Source organism: Mesorhizobium sp. WSM3224, from assembly GCF_000427725.1.
GTDB lineage: Bacteria > Pseudomonadota > Alphaproteobacteria > Rhizobiales > Rhizobiaceae > Mesorhizobium.
Genome location: NZ_KE386578.1, coordinates 100,567 through 120,792, shown reverse-complemented (window position 1 = coordinate 120,792; position 20,226 = coordinate 100,567). Strand labels below are relative to the sequence as shown.

The window sequence follows — 20,226 nt, the reverse complement described above, 5'->3', positions numbered from 1 at the left end:
TTTGCCCGGCCAGCGTCACGACAGCATCGGGGTCGAGCCTTTGATCGCCGGCCTCGATTTTGAGGCACTCCTCGGCGACAAGGCCTTCGACAACAACTGGCTGCGCGCCAACCTGAATGAACGCGGCGCCGTGGCGGTCATCCCGTCAAAAGCAGACCGGGCCGGGNGCATCCCTCACGACACCGANATGTACAAATGGCGCCATCTCGTCGAGAACTTCTTCTGCCATCTCAAGGCATTCCGACGCATTGCAACCCGTTACGAAAAGACCGATGCTTGCTTCGCCGGACTCCTCAATCTCGTCTCCGCTTTCCTCGCAATCCGATGAATGTAAACAGGCCTTAGTCGACGTGATCTCGAACGTGGTCACGCGGTCCTTCGCGGTGATCTCGATAAGTCGCTGACCTAGCGAGGAAGGAAGTGTCGGGCCACGGCAGCGGAATCGGCCGTCCACCCGAAGAGCGCAAATGGGTTCCCGGATCGGCCCCGCCTTCATCATCGTTGCTCCGCTGCTCGGCTTCATCGGGGTCGCCCTGTCGGGCAGCAACACTTCCACCAACGCAATGTTCGGCAAGTTCCAGGCGCTTGTCGGGCAACTCCTCGGCTTTCCGCCGCTGCTGTTGCCGACCGTCAACTCGGTCGGCGCGGAGATCGGAAAGCCGATCGCGCCGCAAACCGCCAGTGTCGGCGTTTCCACCACGCGCTTCGTGCGCAACGAAGGCGCGGTCATCCGGCACAATTTCTTCTGGTGCGTGGTGGTGCTTTGCTATCTCATCGTCGTCAGTGTTGCCTGCTATCTTTTCTTTCCCGGCATCGCCATCCTCTGAGCTGTTTACGACACCGCCAAGTCGTCCCCGGCCCCTCCTCCTCCAGGAAAGCATGGGCCTCGCTTCGGCCTCGCGACGCAGCGCCAGCGAGCGTGAGCGGGCAACAGAACTCATCACATCGTGATGAAATAGATGCAATCCAATGCAGGATGCAGGGTTCACGACATAAGTCATCCGCAACCGTCATGATCTAAAAATAGAGCGGCTAGCTGCGCTGCGGCTTCGTGTCGACAGGTTGCGAAACCTTTTGGTCGCAGCGCACAGCCTCCTTTGTTGAGCTGCCAGCGAGCAAGCAAGCGACTGAGTGGATCCGCACAGCGAAATCAATGGTATCCCACATCTGCTCGGACCTTGCCGCGAAACACCCAATAGGACCAGCCGGTGTACATCAGGATGACCGGCAGCAACACAAGCGTGCCGACAAGCAGGAAAGCCTGGGTACGTTCGGATGAAGCTGCTTCCCAAAGTGTGAAACGATAAGGAACAATCATCGGAAAGAGGCTGATCGCGATCCCGAGGTAAGAGAGCATGAAAAGACCTATCGCGCCAATGAAGGGCCTTATCTCGCTTGCGCTGTCCAGAGCCCGCCAGGTGAAGAATGCCACCGCGGCCGTCGCTACGGGCACCGGCGCCAAATATAGAACGTTCGGCCAGGCAAACCAGCGCGAGGCGATGGCGTCACTCATGAATGGGGTCCAGATGCTGACCACGCCTGTACCGACGAGGACACCGACAAGGCACATGCGGCCGTGGCGGCGCGCAGTCGCCTGCACCTCTCCCTCGGTTTTGAGAACCAGCCAGCCGGCGCCCAGAAGACCGTAGCCGAACAGCAGGGCGAAACCTGTCAACAGCGAAAATGGCGTCAGAAAATCGGAGGAACCGCCTGAAAACTGCCTGCCGGTGACCTCAAAACCCTGGATGAAGGCGCCAAGCACCACCCCTTGAGCAAAGGTAGCGATGGCCGAGCCATAGCAGAAACCATGGTCCCAGAAGGTCTTGTGCTCGGCATCGCGGAAGCGAAACTCGAACGCCACGCCACGAAACACCAGCGCCAGCAGCATGACGAGGATCGGAAAATACACCGCAGGTATGATGATGGCGAAGGCAAGCGGAAACGCCGCAAGAAGTCCTAAGCCGCCCAGCACCAGCCAGGTCTCGTTGCCGTCCCAGATCGGCGCGATCGAGTTCATGATCGCGTTGCGAGACGCCGTGTCGGGCGCGAAGCCGTAAAGCATGCCGACGCCAAGGTCGAAGCCGTCCAGAAGCACGTAGAAGAACACCGCCATGCCGAGGATCAGCGTCCAGATCGGCACGAAATCGAGGACCTGGCTCATCGCACTTCCCCCTCTCGAAGTTCGACCGCTCCGGCTCGGACCGGCGCCTCGGGCCTGCCCCCTTCGATCTCAGCGCCGTCGTCGGCGACGATGGACGGGCCGCTGCGCACGATGCGCAGCATCAGGAAGAGGCCCGCGGGATAGATGATGAGATAGACAGCGATATAGCCAAGCAGCGAGATCACAACATCGGACCTCGTTAGTGACGGTGTCACCGATTCCGCCGTACGCAGAAGGCCATAGACCGTCCAGGGCTGACGTCCGACCTCGGTGGTGATCCATCCGGCGATAACCGCCACGAAGCCAATGGGCGCCGCGATTTGAGTGGTCGTGAGAAAAGCCCGCGACGTGTCCATCCGGCCGCGCCAGCGAAGCCATCCGCCAAAGAGGACGAGGCCGAGCATCAGGAGGCCGCAGCCGACCATGACGCGAAAGGCGAAGAAGGGGACCGCGACGGGCGGACGCTGGTCGGCCGGAAAGTCCTTGAGGCCCTTGACCTCGCCATCGAGCTCGTGGGTGAGGATGAGGCTGCCGAGCCATGGAAGGTCGATGGCAAAGAGGTTGCGCTCGCCCTTGTCGTCCGGAATGGCGAAAAGCGTCAGCGGCACCTGCCGCTCGGTTTCCCAGCGCGCTTCGATCGCAGCGATCTTGGCCGGCTGGTGGTCGAGCGTGTTCAGACCATGCTGGTCGCCGATGAATATCTGTAGCGGGACGAGCACCGTTAGCAGCCACAACGTCATCGACAGCATCGTTCGCCCTTCCTCGGTCGACCGCCCGCGACGCATCAGATAGGCGCCGACGCCCATGACCACGAAGCCGGTCGTGACGAAGAAGGCGACGACGGTATGCGCCAGCCGGTAGGGAAAGGAAGGATTGAAGACCACCTTGAACCAGTCCGTCGGAAAGAAACGACCATCGATGATCTCGTAGCCGGCAGGCGTCTGCATCCAGCTATTGGCCGACAGGATCCAGAAGGAAGAAAGCAAAGTTCCGAATGCCACCATCAGTGCGGCAACGAAATGCGCCCAGCGCGGCACCAGTTGCCGTCCGAACAGAAGGACGCCGAGGAAGGCCGCCTCAAGGAAAAACGCCGTCAAGCCTTCATAGGCAAAAAGCGGGGAGAGCACGTTGGCGGTGGCGTCGGAAAAGCGGCTCCAGTTCGTACCGAACTGGAAAGGCATGATAACACCGGTGACGACGCCCATCCCGAACGCAATCGAGAATATTTTGATCCAGAACGTCGAGATGCGGAGATAGATGTCCCTTCCGGTGAATAAATTGAGGCCTTCCAGCATCGCAATGAATGCGGCCAATCCCACCGTAATGGCAGGCAGCAGAATGTGCCAGCCGATCACCCAAGCGAATTGCAGTCGCGACAGGAATACAGGATCAAAGTCCATACTCGTCTCTCCTGCAAGCGAGCCGGCGAGAATCACTTTATCTGCTGCAGCAGCCGCAAACGGTGACCACGGCTCGCTTCAACGCCGTGATCAAGCTACAGAAATTGGCGGCGGTGTCGATATCGGATTTCGAAACCGATCTTCCGTCTAGCCATCAACCGGGAACCAGCCCACACTTCCTAATGAGCCCTCGAAGGAGCCAGCCAAAGGAGTCGTCCAGCGGCTACTGCGTCGAGATGGGACGGTCGGCGGCGCCCCGTTCGCCGCTGTAAAGAATTGATCGCAAAGCCTACGGGCGAACCTGCAACTTGGAGCGGCATTTGCGGGCATTCAGTCCTGCAACTGCGCCATGCGGAGACAAGGCCGCAGTTCCGTCCAGCCTTGCGGAAACCGTTCCTTCGCCTGCGGGTCTGTGAGGCTTAGTGAGATGATGACCGGCTGATCCGGCTCCCAGTTCACCGGCGTCGAGACGTTCTGGTTGTCGGTGAGCTGCAGGCGGTCGATGGCGCGCAGGGTCTCGGAAAAATTGCGCCCGGCGCTCGGCGGATAGGTCAGGCTGAGACGAATTTTCTTGTTTGGATCGATGACGTAGACGGCGCGCACCGTCACATTGGGGTCGGTCTCGGCGTGGATCATGCCGTAGAGGTTGGCGACCTTCTTGTCGGTATCGGCAAGCATCGGGAAATTGAGCGCATGGCCTTGCGTCTTCTCAATGTCTTCAAAAAGCCCGACCGGTCGGAATGGATTTTTTTGGTTTGGATACGGAAAGCCTTCGACGGCAGCGGGCTTTTTGCGACCCTGATCCCGTAAGACGAGCCAATCGGTTGCTGAATCCGTCCCTATGGCGTTACGACGCGATGCGTGGCCGCCCAGTAGCGGTCGCAACGACAATGGCTTCGACGAAACTGCGTTCGCCCTCGATTGTAGCTACCCGTATTTCCCGCGCGATTTCGATCCGCGCCTGATCGGTCCCGGCGCGCTCGGCGAGACCTGCCGCCAAGGCACGAATGTGGGCCTCGGCGGCAGCCATCGCTTCGTCCTCGGTGTCGTAGTCATCCAACCGCGCGCCGGAATTGAGACGGAAAAGCCCGATCTCCGGCTGGGTGACACGCGCTTCCGCCGACATTCGCACCTGTCCAACCACGGCGCCCAACGCATTCGCGACATCGGCGTGTTCGGCAATGCTGCATTCATTGCCGATCAATCGCGGCAGCCCGGCATAGTGCAGCGAAGCCGAGGCCCCGAGGCCGATCACCGGCCGATCGAGCGTGATCGACAGCCGTGCCATGCCGCCTTGCCCGCCAACCGCCCGCTGAACCAGCGGATTGGCAACGGAGACGCCGCCATCCAGCCCGTCCTCGGCAAAGACCGATTCAAGAATTACTTCGGCAGAACGCCGGGTGACGGCGGTGAGGACCATCTCGGAAAACGCTTCCGCTCCTTTGGCGACACGATGGCCCTGGCCGTCGCGCTTGCGTGCGAATAATTCGGCGCCCAGTCGAGCCACGGCAGGATCCCAATTCGCTTGCCGACCGAGCACATGGGCCGCGTCGGACGGTGTGAAGCCCGCGATGTGCACGAGGCCACGGGCGACCAGGCGATTGAGTGTAGCCACCTGTGACGTCGATACGAGCAGCCGATCAAGCGCGGCGGGAATTGCCGAAATTTCAGCATAAAGCCGCGTCTCGGTAACTGTCAGGCCGGCAGCGAGACGCTCGGGCACGCCTGTGCGCAATGCGAAACGGCCGTCCAAGCGGCTGGCGTTAGGGCTGAGCAATTGCCGCTGGAGGCCTTTGCATATGGCGTCGCCGTGTTTCACCGCGGCCAGCGCCAGCGGTACAAGCCGACGGGGGCCGAGGACGATCGTCGAAGCCAGCGACAGCTGATGGAGCGAGACTTCCGAATCTCCACCAAGACCAAAGGTGCGCATGGCGACGGCTTCTACCATGGTTCGCATTCCGCCGACGGTGGCGCCTTCCGGATCGAGCCGCAGGCGGCCGCCGTCCAGAACGGCGATGTCGGTGGTGGTGCCGCCGATGTCGGACACCACCGCATCATCGATGCCGGTCATGTAGCGCGCCCCCACCAGGCTTGCTGCTGGTCCTGACAGAATTGTCTCGATCGGCCGTGCGCGGGCGAATTCAGCGGTGACCAGCGCGCCGTCGCCGCGCACGACCATGAGCGGAGCGGCGATCCCGCGTCTTGCCAGAAAGCCCTCGGTGGCGCCGATAAGGCGATCGATCATCGAGATCAGTCGCGCATTGAGAAGCGTGGTCAGCGCCCGACGCGGTCCGCCGAGTTTCGACGACAGCTCATGCGAACAGGTCACAGGAAGCCCAGTACGCTCGCGGATGACATCGCGTACCGCGACCTCATGTTCGGGATTGCGAACGGCAAAATAGGAGGCCACGGCGACGCCTGAAACCGTGTCGGCGAGAGAGGGCAACGCAGCCACGAGAGCGTCCAGCACCAGCTGACGCGGATCGCCGTGGACGTCGTGCCCGCCCGGGCAGAAGAGCACCGGATCGGAGCCGAGAGCCTTTGACAATCCATTCCGGGCAAGGTCGGCTTCAGCGAAGCCGATCATCACCAGCGCGACCCGTCCGCCTTGCCCTTCGACGAGGGCGTTAGTCGCGAGCGTGGTCGACATCGAGACGAGCTTGATAGCGCCGGGTTCGATGGCAGCCTCGGACAAAACAGCGTCGACGGCGCCGGCGATGCCCTCGGCAAGATCGTGCCGCGTGGTCAACGATTTGGCCTTGGCCACGATGCCTGTAGATTCCGACCACAGCACGGCATCGGTGTACGTGCCGCCGGTGTCGATGCCCAGATAAAGTGGCGACGGCTGGTGCGCATGTGCGTTCATGTGATCAGTCGCCCAGCCCCGGTTCCGGCGAGAAATATTTCGCGAGCTTGTTCGCTTCGCCGTCGAACGCCTTGGCGTCGACGGGTGGATTGCGCTTGACGGCGATGTTAGGCCACACAGACGCGTACTCAGCGTTCAGCGCGAGCCAATCGTCCAGACCAGGCACGGTATCGGGAAAAATAGCTTTCGCCGGGCATTCGGGCTCGCACACGCCGCAGTCGATGCATTCGTCGGGGTGGATGACGAGCATGTTCTCGCCTTCATAGAAACAGTCCACAGGACAGACCTCCACGCAGTCCATGTATTTGCATCTGATGCAATTGTCAGTGACCACGAACGTCATTCGGTGGCCTTCAGACCAAGCCGTAGGTCATATCGAGGGGAATGCGATGGTCATCGATAGCCCGTACGCCAGCGGTGTTTTCAGCCAAGATGATCGAGGCCTTCCGCTCCTGCTCCGAGAGATACGTTCCCCACAGGGTGACCACGCCGTTGTTCACGGTCACGTCCGAAGTCGAGGGCCACGATTCGGATCGCAAGGCATCGACGATCTCCATCCTGATGCTGCTGTCGTCATGCAAGGCTGGAGCGCGCCAGCCTTTCCTGGCAACGACCAATGCTCGCACAAGATTGGCGCGACTGACGATCCCCACCACCTGTCCGTCGCGAAGCACCGGAACCCGCTTGATCCGATTATGATCAAGCAGGGTTGCGATCTCGGCGACTGGCGTGCTCTCGATCACCGTCGCAACCTGGTGTGTCATGACGTCGGTCACATGCTCGGAATGAGACTTGAGATAGCCTTCCGCCTGGGCCGCGTTGTTGGTGAACAAATGAAGCCACCAGGTACGACCCTGCGGCACCGTGCCGATCTCCGCCCGGCGGATCAGGTCTCCTTCGCTGACGATGCCCAGCAGCGTACCTCGGTCGATCACCGGCACGGCGCTGATCCCGTGCGACAGGAGAATATCGGCGACCTCATCCACCGTGCTGTCAGGCCCGACCGCGATGACAGGCGACGTCATGACGTCCTTGGCGTCCAGCATTTCGTTCTCCTTCACCTGTCTGCGTGGTGCAGAACCGGCGGAAAGGCCGTTCCAGAGCCCTGCCCGTTGACGGAGTGGAGGTGGATCGCGCGATAGAACTCCCTTGCATGGAAAGCATAGGCCTCCAGATCGGCCGGATCGCCATCGAATAGCCCCATATTCTCGGCTTTCCGGAAGAACCAGGGAGCGGGCAGACCGGGCTCAAGCGCCTTCACGGCAACAGCTGCAAGCAATGGCTGGCCTTCGCCCGCATCGTCGTCCATCAGCTGTTCGAGCGCGTCCCGGATCACGCCTGTTGCGTCCGAACCGACCATGCACTCGGCCAGTCTTGCATAGGTGATCGGCAGCCGGGCCTGTGCCTGCAGGAGCAGTTCCTCACGCAGCCGTGCTTTGAGAGCATTGGCATTCGCGGGCGCACCTGCGTCGAGGCGGTTGGCCGATACCAATGGACCGACCACGTGATGCTGCAGGTCCGAGCCGGAAACCGTTCTGCCGATATCGTGTTCAAAAGCGTCCGTCATCGCCGCCGAGCCTGGATGCCTTCGCGCGATATCGCCAAGACTTCCACTTCCTGGCGTTGGGACCTGCTGCTGGCACCCATCCTGTCAAATTTGCTGCGCCGAAGCCTGCCTCATCCTTACATGCAAGACAAACGAAATTTATTGCCGCTTCAGCACAACTATTTTGCATCATTAATTTCGCTTTCGACGCGTGAAGCTGCCCTTCCCTTTTCGGATTCGATATTTATTTTGGACGATGAAGCCGCCGCGCCCGGACCGTCTCGGCCTTCAACAGGCGGTGATTTCGCTCCCAAATGCGGTCCGGCAGGAGATTTTACGATGATCACCGGTGCTCAATGCCGCGCCGCTCGCGCGCTTGTCGAATGGACCCGTGAAAAGCTCGCAAGCAATTCAGGCGTGGACGCGCTGACCATCGAAGAATTCGAGCGCCGTATCAGCCTTCCCGGCCAGGATGTCTGCGACACGCTGCAAACCGCGCTTGAAAACGCTGGCGCCGTTTTCATCGCCGAGAACGGCGGCGGTGTCGGCGTTCGCCTGAAACTCAACCGCTCGGAAGTCAGACGGATCGGCGTTCTGGAGAACGAGGGCGGCATCGTCGGAACAGATGCCGTTCCATAGACTCAGGTTTTGCGGGATTGATGAATGTCACAGCCGTCGCTGGATGATTCATAATCCCGCATTGGCCGACCAGGTGCCAGCAAGGAAAGCGTCATGAAGGTTGTATGGGGTGATCTCACCGAGGAGGAGCAGACAGCGCTTAAGCGTATGAATCGCGGTCGCTACCCGGCTCTATCGCAAGCATTGGCCGAACGCCTCGTCTTCCTTGGGCTGGCGGAAGAGAGGCCGCTCGGAACCGGCATAAACAGGATTGGAAGAGAACTCGTGATAAACACGTTGCTCGGCGTTCGCCCCGAATAGCTCAAGACTGACGCCGCTGAGGCGGCTGCCTTGACTTCCCAGATTGCCTCCCCAACTATGACCCTATGAACGCCGCCGCTAAAATTCTTTGTGATTTTCTTTTCAGGGTTTGTCCCATCGCGGGATCGTAACCCCCGGCTCGGCCGTCATGTGCCCCGAGCCGAGGGGCATACTTCCGTCGACATGGGATGACCGCGGGGCTGAACGTCCCTTAGGCATCGTCGCTTCAAGCAAAAAATCTCCCCGGATTGGCCAGTTTCCGCCACCTCGATGACGGCTGGCTCACTAGAAATTATGAGAATTCAAATGCAACAAAACACGAAAATGCGTAAGCCGAATATCCGCATCTCGCAGTCGGATCATGCGCGTTTATCGGCGCTCGCGAGCACTGTGGCCGCACGAAACCCAGAAGCATCAGATGAACTGCTCGCCGAACTCGAGCGCGCGCGCGTCGTCGCCGATGGTTGGGTCTCTGCCGGCACCGTCCGGATGGGCTCGACTGTGACATTCAAGCCCGACACAGGCGATCGGAAAACGGTCACGCTGGTTTATCCGGGAGATGCGGACATCTCCGAGGGCAAGGTTTCAATCCTGACGCCGATCGGCACGGCCCTGATCGGGCTCTCGGCTGGACAGTCGATCATGTGGACCGCCCGAGACGGGCGCCGGCATGAACTGCTGGTGCTTGGCGTGAACCATACCGCCGCGGAAGGCGAAGCAGCCGGCCGCCTCGCGCCTGCGTCTCCGATCGCGGCGAGCCTCTAGTCATGGGCGTCTCCGTCCGTCTCCTCAATCATGCAGGCAGCCTGATCGCGGGAGTCTGACCCCTGGGCCGGCCTATCCTGGTCGGCGCAGGGGTAGCTTTCCAACCATCCGATCAATTGCTTGTCGCCGGATACCCTTCATTGGTCCGGCTGGAGACGTGTCATGCCCACTATCGATAGCTGTCAACTGACCACCAAGGATTACACCATTCTTGAGGTGATACGGGAGCGCCATCCGATCTACGACGAAACCTTCTCGACTATTCTTCAACGGAAGATTTCGAACGCAGTTGTAATGTTTCGGGAAGACATCCCGGCAAACGTCGTGACACTCAGCAGCCGCGTGGCTTATCGGGTGAACGACGGCCCTGCCGATACCCGCATCGTCTCCCATGACCAGATGCGCGGTCTGGTTGGCCTGCTATTGCCCATCACCAATCCGCGCGGTCTGGCGCTGCTCGGTCTGGCCGAGGGTCAGTCCATTTCCATTCCGAGAGCGGACGGCAGCCTTGAAACACTGACCGTGCAGCAAGTGGTCTATCAGCCAGAAGCCGCAAGGCGCGAGAGACTGAAGCTGGCGAGAGTTGCTGCGCCGGGCTCGTACCGGCTGGGCGGGTCGGGTCTGCGCGTCGTCCATCGTTCCGACGAACCGCACGACGAAGGTCAGAACAAGGTTGCGGCAGCCTTCGATGCCGAGTTCGACGACCCGGGTCCGTCGGCCGCCTGAGAACTCGTCTATCCCGAAGGCTGTGAAGGCGGGTAGACAAGCGTTCCGTCAACCTTCGCCCTCACGCCGTCGGTGAGTTTTGCCGGCTCGACCTTGTCATCGCCCATCAGATGAAAGACCGTCTCGCCGCGGCTGATCAGATAGTCCGCAACGATCCTCCTGTGACAGCGCCACCATAGCGTTTCCGAGCACATGACGGTGCACCGCCGCTGCCTGCCGAGGGACACAAGCCGGTTCAAGCCGCCATGAAACTCCGCCGACAGCGCGTAATCGGCATAGTTGTGAAAACTCTGGTTGATCCAGAATGCGTTGAGCGTCGGTGGAATGTCGCGCGCCTTGCCGCGCAAGCCGCCAAGCTCGGCAATATGCTCATATCCCACGCCGAACGCCGCTAGGCTTTCCGGAAACGCGTCGCTGTTGAACTGCGGGTTCGCCCGTGATCGCCTGACGGTCCTGATATCGACGACCAAAGCGATCTCTCCGACCCGAATCAGGGCGACGAAGTCGGCAACCGACCGGGTCGAATGACCGATGGTGTAGAACGGATAAGGCATGGTCGGTCAATCCAGGGCGAGCCATCCTTTCCAGTCACGCGACCCATGGTCTCGCGCCTGGAGGGGCGATCATTTCACAACTTGCTTCAAGCCGCGGAGCGCCTCCTGCACGTCGGCTCGCGCCTCGTTTGCTTCCGGATAGACTGCATAGGCCGGATAGGTGAATTCCGGCGCGCCCTCCACGACCTCGAGCTGCCCCGCCTCGATGTGAGGAGCCGCGGCGCCCCTGCGGAAATAACCCATTCCGCCCGCGCGCAGAATGTAGTTTAGACCCAGCGGTCCCAGGCCGACTAGCAATCCGGGTTCCCCGAACGTGGTCGAACTTGCGTCGTGCTGAGCCGCAAACAGCGGCCCCCAGTCGACATAGACATAGTCCCTGGAACCGACCGGTTCCCCGTCTCGGTCTCTGGTCCGTACCAGGACGAGTTGCTCCTCGACGAGAAGCTCCACCCTGAATCCCGGCAGCAGCTTCGGCGCATAGAGCACGGCGATGTCGAGAACGCCGGTCCTGAGTTGCTCGATGAGTTGGTCCGGCACGCCGACTTGGGCTTGGATGGCGATTTCCGGCCTGGCTTTCTTCATCCAGACCAGCCAATCGAGCAGCAGCGGGTTCCATAGGCTGAGTTCTCCGCCCAAGGCAACGACGCTCGTCCGTCCCGAAGGGATGGCGAGCTGGTGTCGAGCGCGTTCCCAGATCTGCACGAAGGACTGGGCGTACCGCTCGAACTCGCGCCCCGCCGGCGTCAGTTGCGCACCGTTGCGGTTTCGGATGAAGAGCTGGCGTCCGAGCTCCTCCTCCAGCGTGCGAATGCGCGCGCTCACAGTGGTCTGCGTGACATGAAGGCGATCCGCCGCCTTCAGGAAACTGCCCGAATGGACGATTTCAAGGAAAGTGCGCGCTCGATCGATGTCCACGGGCTCCTCCTATGAGCGCAATAATTTTGCACTGATACAGCATTTAATTCCGTTTGCCTTTCTGTTTCCTGCGGGGCACGTTTCCAGCAAACGTGTGGGGCGCACGGATACGGAGCTACCGATGGCCGAGAAGAGATACCCCGACCCTGAAACCCACGAATACGCATCCCCGCCCTGCTTCGCGCACGAGCTTTCGCCCGAATATGGCGGCCATCCGGAGCCTGGAGAATCCTGGAGCGAAATCTTGCGCTGGCGAAAGGCGGAGCGGCAGAGGCTGATCGAGGAGCGGCTCGCCATCGACATCGATGAGAGAAAGGCCAGGTCGGACCGCATCGCTTCGAGCCTCAATCTCGCGGTCGGCAAGGTCAGCGGGCGCATCGTCAGCGGGTATTGGCCGTTCCGCGGCGAGCCCGACCTTCGCAACTGGGCGATCAAGATCATCGAACGCGGCGGCAGGATAGCGCTTCCCGTTGTCATCAGGAAGGGCTGGCCGCTTGAGTTCCGGTCCTGGCGGCCGGGCGATCCGCTCGAGCGCGGCGTTTGGAACATCCTGGTTCCCTCACGCGGGCCTTCGGTCCTGCCGGATATCGTGATCGCTCCGGTGGTCGGCTTCGACGGCGCGAACTACCGGCTGGGATATGGCGGCGGCTTCTTTGACAGAACGCTCGCGGCGATGCACAGGCGGCCGCTAGCTGTCGGAGTGGGTTACGCGGGAAGCCGGCTCCGAACGATCCATCCGCAGCCCCACGATGTTCCGATGGACGTAATCGTCACGGACACCTGAAGCACGAAGCAGACAGCGCCTGGTTTTCCGGTTGCGACGGCGACTGAGCGCCGTCCATCGTGGCAACCATCCTGCATGCCTGAATGAAAGCAGGAGAGCACAATGTCGAATCCAGCAACAACATTCGACGACCACAAGCCCGTGTTTCTCGTCAGGTGGCTGTGGTCGACCAACCACAAGGATATCGGGACGCTTTATCTGCTGTTCTCGATCATGACTGGGATCTTCGGTACCGCGCTTTCGGTGCTGATCCGGATGGAACTCCAGGAGCCCGGCCTGCAGATATTCAGCGATCCGATGGCCTACAACGTCGTCGTCAGTTCCCATGGCCTGGTCATGATCTTCTTCGTTCTCATGCCGGCGCTGATCGGCGGCTTCGGCAACTGGATGGTGCCGATCATGATCGGCGCGCCCGACATGGCGTTTCCGCGCATGAACAACATCTCGTTCTGGCTGCTGGTGATGTCGTTCATCCTCTTCATCATCTCGATGTTCGTGCCGGGAGCGCCCGGCACGCTCGGCCATGGCGGCGGCTGGACGCTCTATCCGCCGCTCTCGACCTCTGGCCAGCCCGGCCCCGCAGTCGACCTCGTCATTCTGTCGATCCACCTTGCAGGAGCATCATCTATCCTCGGCGCGATCAACTTCATCACCACGATCTTCAACATGCGCGCGCCGGGAATGACGATGCACAAGATGCCTCTGTTCGCCTGGTCGATGCTGGTCACAGCCTTCATGCTTCTCATGTCGCTGCCGGTGCTTGCCGGCGCGATCACGATGCTGCTCACGGATCGCAACTTCGGCACCACCTTCTTCGTCCCCGACGGCGGCGGAGATCCGATCCTCTACCAGCATCTGTTCTGGTTCTTCGGTCATCCCGAAGTCTACATCATGATCCTGCCTGGCTTCGGCATCATCAGCCATGTCATCTCGACCTTCGCTAAGAAGCCGATCTTCGGCTACATCGGCATGGCCTATGCGATGGTGGCCATCGGCATGATCGGTTTCGTCGTCTGGGCTCACCACATGTATACAACCGGTATCTCCGTCGACAGCCAGCGCTACTTCGCCTTCGCCTCGATGGTCATCGCCGTTCCAACAGGCGTAAAGGTGTTTTCGTGGCTGGCCACGATGTGGGGAGGATCGATCGAGTTCAAGACGCCGATGCTGTGGGCTTTCGGCTTCGTCCTCCTCTTCACCATCGGCGGCGTCACCGGCATCATGGTCGCCAGCCCCGGGATCGACCGCTCGTTGCACGACACCTATTTCGTGATCGCCCACTTCCACTATGTGCTGTCCTTGGGAGCTGTCTTCGCCATCTTCGCCGGCTTCTACTACTGGTTCCCGAAGATGACCGGCTACATGTACAATGAAAGGATGGGCAAGCTGCATTTCTGGCTGATGTTCATCGGCGTCAATCTGGTCTTTTTCCCACAGCATTTTCTCGGCATGGCCGGCATGCCGCGCCGCACCGCTGACTACCCCGATGCTTTCGCCGGCTGGAACTTCGTATCGTCGATCGGGGCTTACATCTCAACGGTCGGGCTTGTCGTCTTCTTCATCACGGTTGCGGAGGCTTTCGCTCGCAAACGTCAAGCTGCCGCCAATCCATGGGGCGAAGGAGCGACCACGCTTGAATGGCAACTGCCGTCGCCACCACCCTTCCATCAGTGGGAAAAGCTGCCGCGCATTGCCTAGTGTTCGCTCCGGTCGGTGCCAGCTGTCGCTTCGACATATTGTCGGGAGAACGTCATGAACGAAACCACAGATCCAAACAACCAAATCCTGCTCGTGGGGATCATCGCGTTTTATTGGGCATTACTGAGCAGTTGGGGCCTAACCCAGCCGCGTCAAGGCAACGACAAGGCCAAGCGGGATGATGCGCCGACGAGCCAACGGAGCGACAGTGACGAACGCAGGGCCGCCGCCGACACCTCCTTGGATGGGATTCGAAAGATCGACCCGGATTTCGACGTCGCCGCGTTTCTGGCTGGCGCCAAGGCAGCCTACGAAACTATTCTGCGGGCCTATGCGGACAGTGACATCCAGACGTTGAAGCGCCTTGTCGGGCCGGAAGTGCTTGATGCCTTCGAGCTAGCCATTGCCGGACGCCGGGATCGCAAGGAGACGCTGCATCTCACCTTCATCGGCACCAGCGAAGCAAAGATCGTCGATACTCTTGAGGAGGACGGAGCCGCTGAGATTGTTGTTCGGTACGTTTCCGAGTTGGTCAGCGTTACACGCTCGGTCAACAATGAGATCGTCGCCGGCGATCCCGAGCAGATTGTTGGGGTGATCGACAGGTGGACGTTCGCCTGTGAAACCCGGTCAATGAAGCGGAATTGGATGTTGGTCGCCACGTCAGGCGAGTAACCGGTATGTGCTCTTCGGCAAGCCTGGCTGACAGCCTGGTCGCAGTCCCGGACGCTGCGCGGCACCCGCAGATTTGCCAGCTTATGACGATGTGCATCCACTATTTGCTATCTTGATCAGTTCGACATGACTCGGTTCAGTCGATCATTTTCAAGCAGCAAGCGTGTAGCACCGCCGAAGATCCGCTCCCTCAACCTGCTGTCGCCGTAGGCGCCGATATGATCAGATCCGCATGCGTCGCGTCGGCTACATCGGCGATCGTTCCGCCATCGGATTTTTCGGGAAAAACGGACGCCTTCGCCTTTACGCCGTGAAAGGAAAGTGAGGCAACAACATCGTCCAGACTGCTCCAGGTTTCGTCGGATGCGTCATTGTCGATCGTAATGACATGAACCTCCTGAGCCATTTGCAAAAAGGGCATGGCGTCAATAACCGCGCGCCTGGCTTCACGCGTGTCCTTCCATCCGACAAGGATCTTGTTGATGCGGAAATTTTCCTGGTTGCTCGAGGCGACAAAGACTGGCCGTCCTGCCTGAAGGATCATGTTGCCGAGGGTCTGTGGAACGATGAACGTTGCCAGAAGAGGCAACCTCGGGCGATGCCGTGACGATGAGATCGGCCACGCGGGCCGAGTCGACCAGAAAGCGGGTCGGATTGGCCACAGCCCCACGCCATTGCGTATCAACCGTTGTGCCAGCAAGGCCTTCGAATTCCGCGCGGAGGTCCTCAATTCGTCGCTCGATGTTCTTCCGCTGGCGCATCATGCTCTCTCCTTCGAAGGCCACTCCTCCTTCCATCACGACGGGCGGAGGAACGTCGGCCGCCGAGAGACCGATCAGGCACGCTTCGAATCGCTGGGCCAGGTCGACGCCAAGCTTGACTACAGGAGCGATCATACCGTCGATGTCGAGATTGAGAACGATTGACTTGTAGCCCATTGGGCGTTCCTTCCACGTTGGAGATGATGCCGGCTCGGCCAAGGGGAGAACGTCAACAGACATCCTGCCGCGCAACGCGGCTTCACAAGGCGGCAACCCTCAAAGCCGGAGGTCTACCTGCACAGTTTCAAAAAAGCCGATGATGAACGATCGTTGTGGTGAGGAGTGCGCCGGCCAGCGTGACCGAGAACGTCCTCTCCCTACTCGAACATGATCCGAGCGGTACCTCTTTTTGCGATCAACAGTCTCCGAGCCTCCTGGATCCGCTCAGCCTGTTGTTTGGTATAGGGCCCCATCGGCCGGGTCTTTTCATCGCCGCGACGGACCCTACAGTACCAGCGGCCCCTGTCCGAAAAGATTTCGACCGAGGTGGGTGCATCGTTCGCAGCCTGCCTGGCGACCTCGTCGATGAATTTCACGACCTTTGAATAGTGCTGGGCGGACCCAACAGTGCGCAAACCGTCGGTGACGCCAAGTTCCTGCTGCAGTGTGGACATAGTCGAACTCCTTTCAGTTACAACCACATTCCCGTTCGCCATTTGACCGCGCTCTTTCGACCCTGACTGCCGCAGAGCGCTTGCTAGGCTATTTGGCGCTCTATCCCGGCCTCGGCCTCCAGGTTCTCGATGTCACGGAAGATCGAAGCGACAGCCAGCGTGCGCCCTTCGTGCTTGAAGCGCAGCAGGCAGTCCCTGGCACTGATGTCTCCATCGACAGCAATCTCGTCCCATTGCCCAGCATGGCCGACATAGTTGATGGGTACGTCGTAGTGCTGGCTCCAGAAGAACGGCACGGCTGCGAATTTCTCGCGATGGCCGAGCATGTTCAGGGCCGCGGTTTGCCCCTGCCTCTCCGCAACCGCCCAATGCTCGACCCGAATGTTCTCGCCACTATGAGGATCTGGCCACCGCGCAATGTCGCCGGCCGCGAATATCCCTGGCTCGCTCGTCTCCAGAAAGCCATCCACAACGACACCATGATCAACGACCAGCCCCGCCGTTTCGGCAAGTCCGGTTCGCGGCCGCACGCCGATGCCGACGACGACGAAATCGGCCGCCAACGTACCGCCGCTGCTAAGTTTCACCTTCCTACCGTCGATGCTGGCCGGCGTGTTCTCGAGATGGAATACGACGCCATGCTCCTCGTGGAGTGCGCGGATGAAGTCGCCCATTTGCGGACCGAGGACCCGTTCCATGGGCCGTTTATCCGGCGCCACGACATGAACTTCGATATTGCGCGCGCGCAGGGCTGCGGCAACTTCCAGGCCAATGAAACTGGCGCCAAGCACGACGGCGCGGCGCGCAGTCGTGGCTCGCTCGATGATCGCCTTGCAATCTGCAAACGAGCGCAGCGTGTGAACGTGTGGCTGGTCGGCACCGGGGATGGTCAGGCGGACGGGTTCGGCGCCAGTCGCAATCAGCAGCCTGTGGTAAGGAAGCCTTCCTTCATCGATGAGGACGACCTCGCGGGAACGCAGGTCGATATCAACGGCCTTCGTATCGAGGCGCAGGTCGATGTTGTTTTTTGAATAGAATTTCTCCCCGCGGAGCGGGATCCAGTCCTCCGGGGCCTTTCCGGCGAGGTAGTCCTTTGAGAGGTTCGGCCGGTCGATGGGCGGCGCATGGTCGTCGCTAATCATGACGATGCTGCCCTGGTACTGTTCCCGCCGCAGCATTTCGGCCGCCGCGAAACCAGCCGCGCCGCCGCCGACAATCACGATTTTCTCGGGTGGCCCGCCAGCGCTTCCGCCGCGCGGCTTCGGCGTCGTCCGTTTGAGTTTCTCGCCCACGAATATCCGACCATCGCGCTGTTCCACCGACCAGCAAGCGAGTGGATTGAAGGCAGGCGCTCGCAAGGCTTCGCCTGTGCGCAAATCGAAGCAAGCGTGATGCCACGGGCATCGAACGGTATCCGCTACTACAAGACCGTCACCGAGCGGCCCGCCATAATGTGTGCATGTCGCGCCGATGGCGAAGATCTCGGCCCCGCGGCGCACCAGCAACACCTGCTCGTCGCCGCAATGGCCGACAAGCTTTCCGCCATCGGGAAGGTCGGACAGCGCGATCCCCTGGACCAGATCCGGACCGTTTGATTTGGTATCAGCTTCAGCCATATTCTTCTCCTTGGCGATCCGGTGTCAAAACCGCTCGGGGGCGAAGCGGCAATCCCACTGCTTCGGGATGCGTTCTGCCTGGCTAGTGCGCCTTCAGATTCTCAGCACCACCTGCGCCAACATTCCGAGCGTGTCACGCCCTGGGCTGAGTGGCTTCACACCGCAGTTTCCCGCTCTCGCGGATATCATGCAAACGAATTTAATCGGTAATTGAATGCAGTTTTCATGATGGCTTCAGTCGGAGATTCCACTGCGCCCAATTACAGGATTTGCGCCCAATTACAGGATTGCCTGCCCAGTCTTTCCCCAGTCGGCAAGAAAGGACTCCAGGCCCTTCTCGGTGAGTGGATGTCTGGCGAGGCCTCTGAGTATCGCTGGCGGTACGGTCGCGATATCTGCGCCTGCGATCGCCGCCTGTTTGACATGGAGAGGGGTGCGAATTGAAGATGCCAGGATTTCCGTCGTGAAGGATTTGTCGTTGTCGTAGATCTTGCGGATCTCTCGGATCACCTCCATGCCGTCCAGACCAAGATCGTCGAGCCTGCCGACGAACGGCGAAATGAAGGTCGCGCCCGCCTTGGCTGCGAGCAGCGCCTGGTTGGCTGAAAAGCACAGGGTGACATTGACCTTGTGGCGGAGCTGACTGAGCGCCCGGCAAGCCCTGAACCCATCCCAGGTAGATGGCACCTTGACAGCCACATTGGCGGCGATGCCGGCCAAAAGCTTTCCCTCGGCGACCATGCCGTCGAAATGGGTCGCGGTGACTTCCGCTGAAACCGGACCCTCGATAGCCTGGCAAATCTCCTTGATCACATCCCTGATCGGTCGTCCCGTCTTTGCTACAAGCGACGGGTTTGTGGTCACCCCGTCGAGAACGCCAGCGGCGGCAAGCTCGCGAATTTCGGATATATCGGCAGTATCGACGAAGAATTTCATCGTCTTCTCCTCTAAGGTGAACGCGCCCATCGATCATTGGATGAGTGTTTTCTGCTTTGGTTCCCGGAGAGTTTGTTGTCGCGGCCGTGATCGCACGCCCAATGGCGGTGGAGGAGCGACCCGTCTCTATCGGTGTCTCAGCAAAATCTCTCTAAGGACGACGGCATCGTTATGAGCCTCGTCATGAGCCGAGTAGACGAGGGTGACGGCACCCTCGTGCATCATGTCGCGCAGTCGCTCGAGTTCACCGCGATGTTCGTGGATTTCCGCCGCATATCGCCGGCGGAATTCCTCCCAACGGGCTGGATCGTGTCCGAACCATTGCCGAAGCTCAGTGCTTGGCGCGAGTTCCTTCATCCAACAGTCGATGGCGGCTTCGGTCTTCTTGACCCCTCGCGGCCAAAGCCGGTCGACCAACACTCGCTTGCCATCGTCGGTAGCGGGACTCTCATATGCCCGTTTCAATTTCACCTTCTCGCCGAGGACGTTTTCGTTCATTAGCGTCGTGTCCCGTCTGTCTCCGTCTCGTTGACCGCATCAAGAAGGTCGGAGAATTCATTTCTAAGGATCGCCTCGTCGGCTTTGTCTGATACGACCAGAAAGACGTCGCCGCGATATCGCTCGATCCAGTGACGACCCGCACCATGGCTGCGCAGGTAGTCACCGATCTGGTGGATCGAGGAATATCCCAGGCCCTGGTGGAGCAGGAACTTCATAAAGGTCGTGCTTTGCGATCCGGAAGGTTGCCGCCTGACTCAAAGACCGACCTTCTGGCCCTGTGCGTTGAACTGTTTCAGATAGGCGATCACGTCGGCGATCTCCTGGTCCTTGCTGAGACCGGCAAATGTCATCTTTGTGCCGGGCACCAGTTTGCGTGGTGCGTGCAGATACGTCGCCAGCGTCGGTTCATCCCAGGTCAGACCGGAATTCTTGTTCGCCGCGGAATAATCGTAGCCAGGATATACGCCGGCCGCCCGGCCGACGACGCCATTCAAGACCGGACCTACTCCGTTCTTTGCGTCTGGGCCGACCGAGTGGCAGGCCATGCACCTCTTGAAGACGGTTGCGCCGGCTTCGGCGTTGCCTTGGGATGCGTCCAGCGCATGGGCCGACCCGACTGCAGTGAGAATTGCGGTCATCAATCTAAGCATGCTCGATTTCATGTTTGCTTCTTTCAACGAGGTACGGGTTGATTCCGGTCGACTGGCCT

The 20,226-nt window shown here is 60.3% G+C and carries 25 protein-coding genes and 1 pseudogene; 10 read left to right on the top strand and 16 right to left on the bottom strand.

Going from position 1 to position 20,226, the window contains the following annotated elements:
* Both YU3_RS0135705 and YU3_RS0135700 read left to right on the top strand, forming a co-directional pair.
* Window positions 1-328 (top strand): annotated as a pseudogene (locus tag YU3_RS0135705) (IS5/IS1182 family transposase); the annotation flags it as partial.
* 139 nt (window positions 329-467) lie between these two features.
* Entirely contained in the window at window positions 468-827 is a 360-nt protein-coding gene (locus YU3_RS0135700; protein ID WP_027170593.1) for an L-lactate permease, read from the top strand.
* Between the two features lie 323 nt (window positions 828-1,150).
* Here YU3_RS0135700 and cydB read toward each other — a convergent pair whose 3' ends face one another.
* The 7 genes from cydB to YU3_RS38980 form a co-directional block, all read right to left on the bottom strand.
* Window positions 1,151-2,161: a cytochrome d ubiquinol oxidase subunit II gene (gene cydB, locus YU3_RS0135695; protein WP_027170592.1), complete on the bottom strand. Its 1,011-nt coding sequence runs from the start codon at window positions 2,159-2,161 to the stop codon at window positions 1,151-1,153.
* Window positions 2,158-3,561: a cytochrome ubiquinol oxidase subunit I gene (locus tag YU3_RS38530; protein ID WP_036260472.1), complete on the bottom strand. Its 1,404-nt coding sequence runs from the start codon at window positions 3,559-3,561 to the stop codon at window positions 2,158-2,160. The genes cydB and YU3_RS38530 overlap by 4 nt, the downstream gene beginning before the upstream one ends.
* Before the next feature lie 330 nt (window positions 3,562-3,891).
* Window positions 3,892-4,446 (bottom strand): redoxin domain-containing protein, encoded by a 555-nt coding sequence (locus YU3_RS42210; RefSeq protein WP_280799228.1) that lies wholly within the window; start codon window positions 4,444-4,446, stop codon window positions 3,892-3,894.
* Window positions 4,409-6,427 carry a hydantoinase/oxoprolinase family protein gene (locus YU3_RS0135680; protein ID WP_027170591.1) on the bottom strand — a complete coding sequence of 673 codons (2,019 nt, stop codon included), beginning with the start codon at window positions 6,425-6,427 and terminating at the stop codon, window positions 4,409-4,411. The genes YU3_RS42210 and YU3_RS0135680 overlap by 38 nt, the downstream gene beginning before the upstream one ends.
* 4 nt (window positions 6,428-6,431) lie before the next feature.
* On the bottom strand, window positions 6,432-6,770 hold the full coding sequence (gene fdxA, locus YU3_RS0135675) for a ferredoxin FdxA (RefSeq protein WP_027170590.1): 339 nt from the start codon (window positions 6,768-6,770) through the stop codon (window positions 6,432-6,434).
* 10 nt (window positions 6,771-6,780) lie between these two features.
* Window positions 6,781-7,473, bottom strand: a complete 693-nt coding sequence (locus YU3_RS0135670) for a CBS domain-containing protein (RefSeq protein ID WP_156913719.1) — start codon at window positions 7,471-7,473, stop codon at window positions 6,781-6,783.
* Between the two features lie 11 nt (window positions 7,474-7,484).
* Window positions 7,485-7,994 carry a hypothetical protein gene (locus YU3_RS38980; protein WP_051334237.1) on the bottom strand — a complete coding sequence of 170 codons (510 nt, stop codon included), beginning with the start codon at window positions 7,992-7,994 and terminating at the stop codon, window positions 7,485-7,487.
* 15 nt (window positions 7,995-8,009) lie between these two features.
* Between YU3_RS38980 and YU3_RS42060 the strand changes: the two genes are divergently transcribed.
* The 4 genes from YU3_RS42060 to YU3_RS0135640 all read left to right on the top strand — a co-directional run bounded on the left by YU3_RS42060 (window position 8,010) and on the right by YU3_RS0135640 (window position 10,403).
* The gene (locus YU3_RS42060; RefSeq protein ID WP_245273754.1) at window positions 8,010-8,612 is read left to right on the top strand and encodes a hypothetical protein; all 603 of its coding nucleotides are present in this window, start codon (window positions 8,010-8,012) and stop codon (window positions 8,610-8,612) included.
* A gap of 93 nt (window positions 8,613-8,705) precedes the next feature.
* The gene (locus YU3_RS0135655; RefSeq protein ID WP_027170587.1) at window positions 8,706-8,912 is read left to right on the top strand and encodes a hypothetical protein; all 207 of its coding nucleotides are present in this window, start codon (window positions 8,706-8,708) and stop codon (window positions 8,910-8,912) included.
* 306 nt (window positions 8,913-9,218) lie between these two features.
* On the top strand, window positions 9,219-9,677 hold the full coding sequence (gene rnk, locus YU3_RS0135650; protein ID WP_027170586.1) for a nucleoside diphosphate kinase regulator: 459 nt from the start codon (window positions 9,219-9,221) through the stop codon (window positions 9,675-9,677).
* Window positions 9,678-9,839: 162 nt separating this feature from the next.
* Entirely contained in the window at window positions 9,840-10,403 is a 564-nt protein-coding gene (locus YU3_RS0135640; protein ID WP_027170585.1) for a hypothetical protein, read from the top strand.
* An 8-nt stretch (window positions 10,404-10,411) separates the two neighbouring features.
* On the opposite strand, the gene YU3_RS0135635 is transcribed toward YU3_RS0135640, so the two are convergent.
* Window positions 10,412-10,957, bottom strand: a complete 546-nt coding sequence (locus YU3_RS0135635) for a DUF488 domain-containing protein (RefSeq protein WP_027170584.1) — start codon at window positions 10,955-10,957, stop codon at window positions 10,412-10,414.
* A 69-nt stretch (window positions 10,958-11,026) separates the two neighbouring features.
* A complete protein-coding gene (locus tag YU3_RS0135630; protein WP_027170583.1) occupies window positions 11,027-11,872 on the bottom strand; it encodes a LysR family transcriptional regulator in 846 nt (281 codons plus the stop codon).
* A 121-nt stretch (window positions 11,873-11,993) separates the two neighbouring features.
* Here YU3_RS0135630 and YU3_RS0135625 point away from each other — a divergent pair, with 121 nt between their 5' ends.
* The 3 genes from YU3_RS0135625 (at window position 11,994) to YU3_RS38515 (ending at window position 15,029) form a co-directional block, all read left to right on the top strand.
* Entirely contained in the window at window positions 11,994-12,656 is a 663-nt protein-coding gene (locus YU3_RS0135625) for a 5-formyltetrahydrofolate cyclo-ligase (RefSeq protein WP_027170582.1), read from the top strand.
* A gap of 102 nt (window positions 12,657-12,758) precedes the next feature.
* On the top strand, window positions 12,759-14,354 hold the full coding sequence (gene ctaD, locus YU3_RS0135620; RefSeq protein ID WP_027170581.1) for a cytochrome c oxidase subunit I: 1,596 nt from the start codon (window positions 12,759-12,761) through the stop codon (window positions 14,352-14,354).
* 54 nt (window positions 14,355-14,408) lie between these two features.
* On the top strand, window positions 14,409-15,029 hold the full coding sequence (locus YU3_RS38515) for a Tim44/TimA family putative adaptor protein (RefSeq protein ID WP_051334236.1): 621 nt from the start codon (window positions 14,409-14,411) through the stop codon (window positions 15,027-15,029).
* 190 nt (window positions 15,030-15,219) lie between these two features.
* Here YU3_RS38515 and YU3_RS42325 read toward each other — a convergent pair whose 3' ends face one another.
* Entirely contained in the window at window positions 15,220-15,573 is a 354-nt protein-coding gene (locus YU3_RS42325) for a universal stress protein (RefSeq protein WP_348631208.1), read from the bottom strand.
* Window positions 15,574-15,595: 22 nt separating this feature from the next.
* On the opposite strand from YU3_RS42325, the gene YU3_RS42050 reads away from it, so the two are divergent.
* Complete coding sequence (locus tag YU3_RS42050; protein WP_245273753.1) at window positions 15,596-15,955, top strand: hypothetical protein; 360 nt, start codon at window positions 15,596-15,598, stop codon at window positions 15,953-15,955.
* A 212-nt stretch (window positions 15,956-16,167) separates the two neighbouring features.
* Here the strand turns inward: YU3_RS42050 and YU3_RS0135605 are convergent, their stop codons facing one another.
* From YU3_RS0135605 to YU3_RS0135580, 6 genes are all read right to left on the bottom strand, one after another.
* Window positions 16,168-16,464: a hypothetical protein gene (locus tag YU3_RS0135605; protein WP_027170580.1), complete on the bottom strand. Its 297-nt coding sequence runs from the start codon at window positions 16,462-16,464 to the stop codon at window positions 16,168-16,170.
* Between the two features lie 83 nt (window positions 16,465-16,547).
* Window positions 16,548-18,080: an FAD-dependent oxidoreductase gene (locus YU3_RS0135600; protein WP_027170579.1), complete on the bottom strand. Its 1,533-nt coding sequence runs from the start codon at window positions 18,078-18,080 to the stop codon at window positions 16,548-16,550.
* Window positions 18,081-18,359: 279 nt separating this feature from the next.
* A complete protein-coding gene (gene fsa / locus YU3_RS0135595) occupies window positions 18,360-19,016 on the bottom strand; it encodes a fructose-6-phosphate aldolase (RefSeq protein WP_027170578.1) in 657 nt (218 codons plus the stop codon).
* A gap of 126 nt (window positions 19,017-19,142) precedes the next feature.
* On the bottom strand, window positions 19,143-19,514 hold the full coding sequence (locus YU3_RS40315) for a DUF488 domain-containing protein (protein ID WP_027170577.1): 372 nt from the start codon (window positions 19,512-19,514) through the stop codon (window positions 19,143-19,145).
* Window positions 19,514-19,732, bottom strand: a complete 219-nt coding sequence (locus YU3_RS0135585; RefSeq protein ID WP_027170576.1) for a hypothetical protein — start codon at window positions 19,730-19,732, stop codon at window positions 19,514-19,516. Before YU3_RS0135585 ends, YU3_RS40315 begins: the two co-directional genes overlap by 1 nt.
* A 39-nt stretch (window positions 19,733-19,771) precedes the next feature.
* Complete coding sequence (locus YU3_RS0135580; RefSeq protein WP_084508537.1) at window positions 19,772-20,179, bottom strand: cytochrome c family protein; 408 nt, start codon at window positions 20,177-20,179, stop codon at window positions 19,772-19,774.
* Window positions 20,180-20,226: the final 47 nt, after the last annotated feature.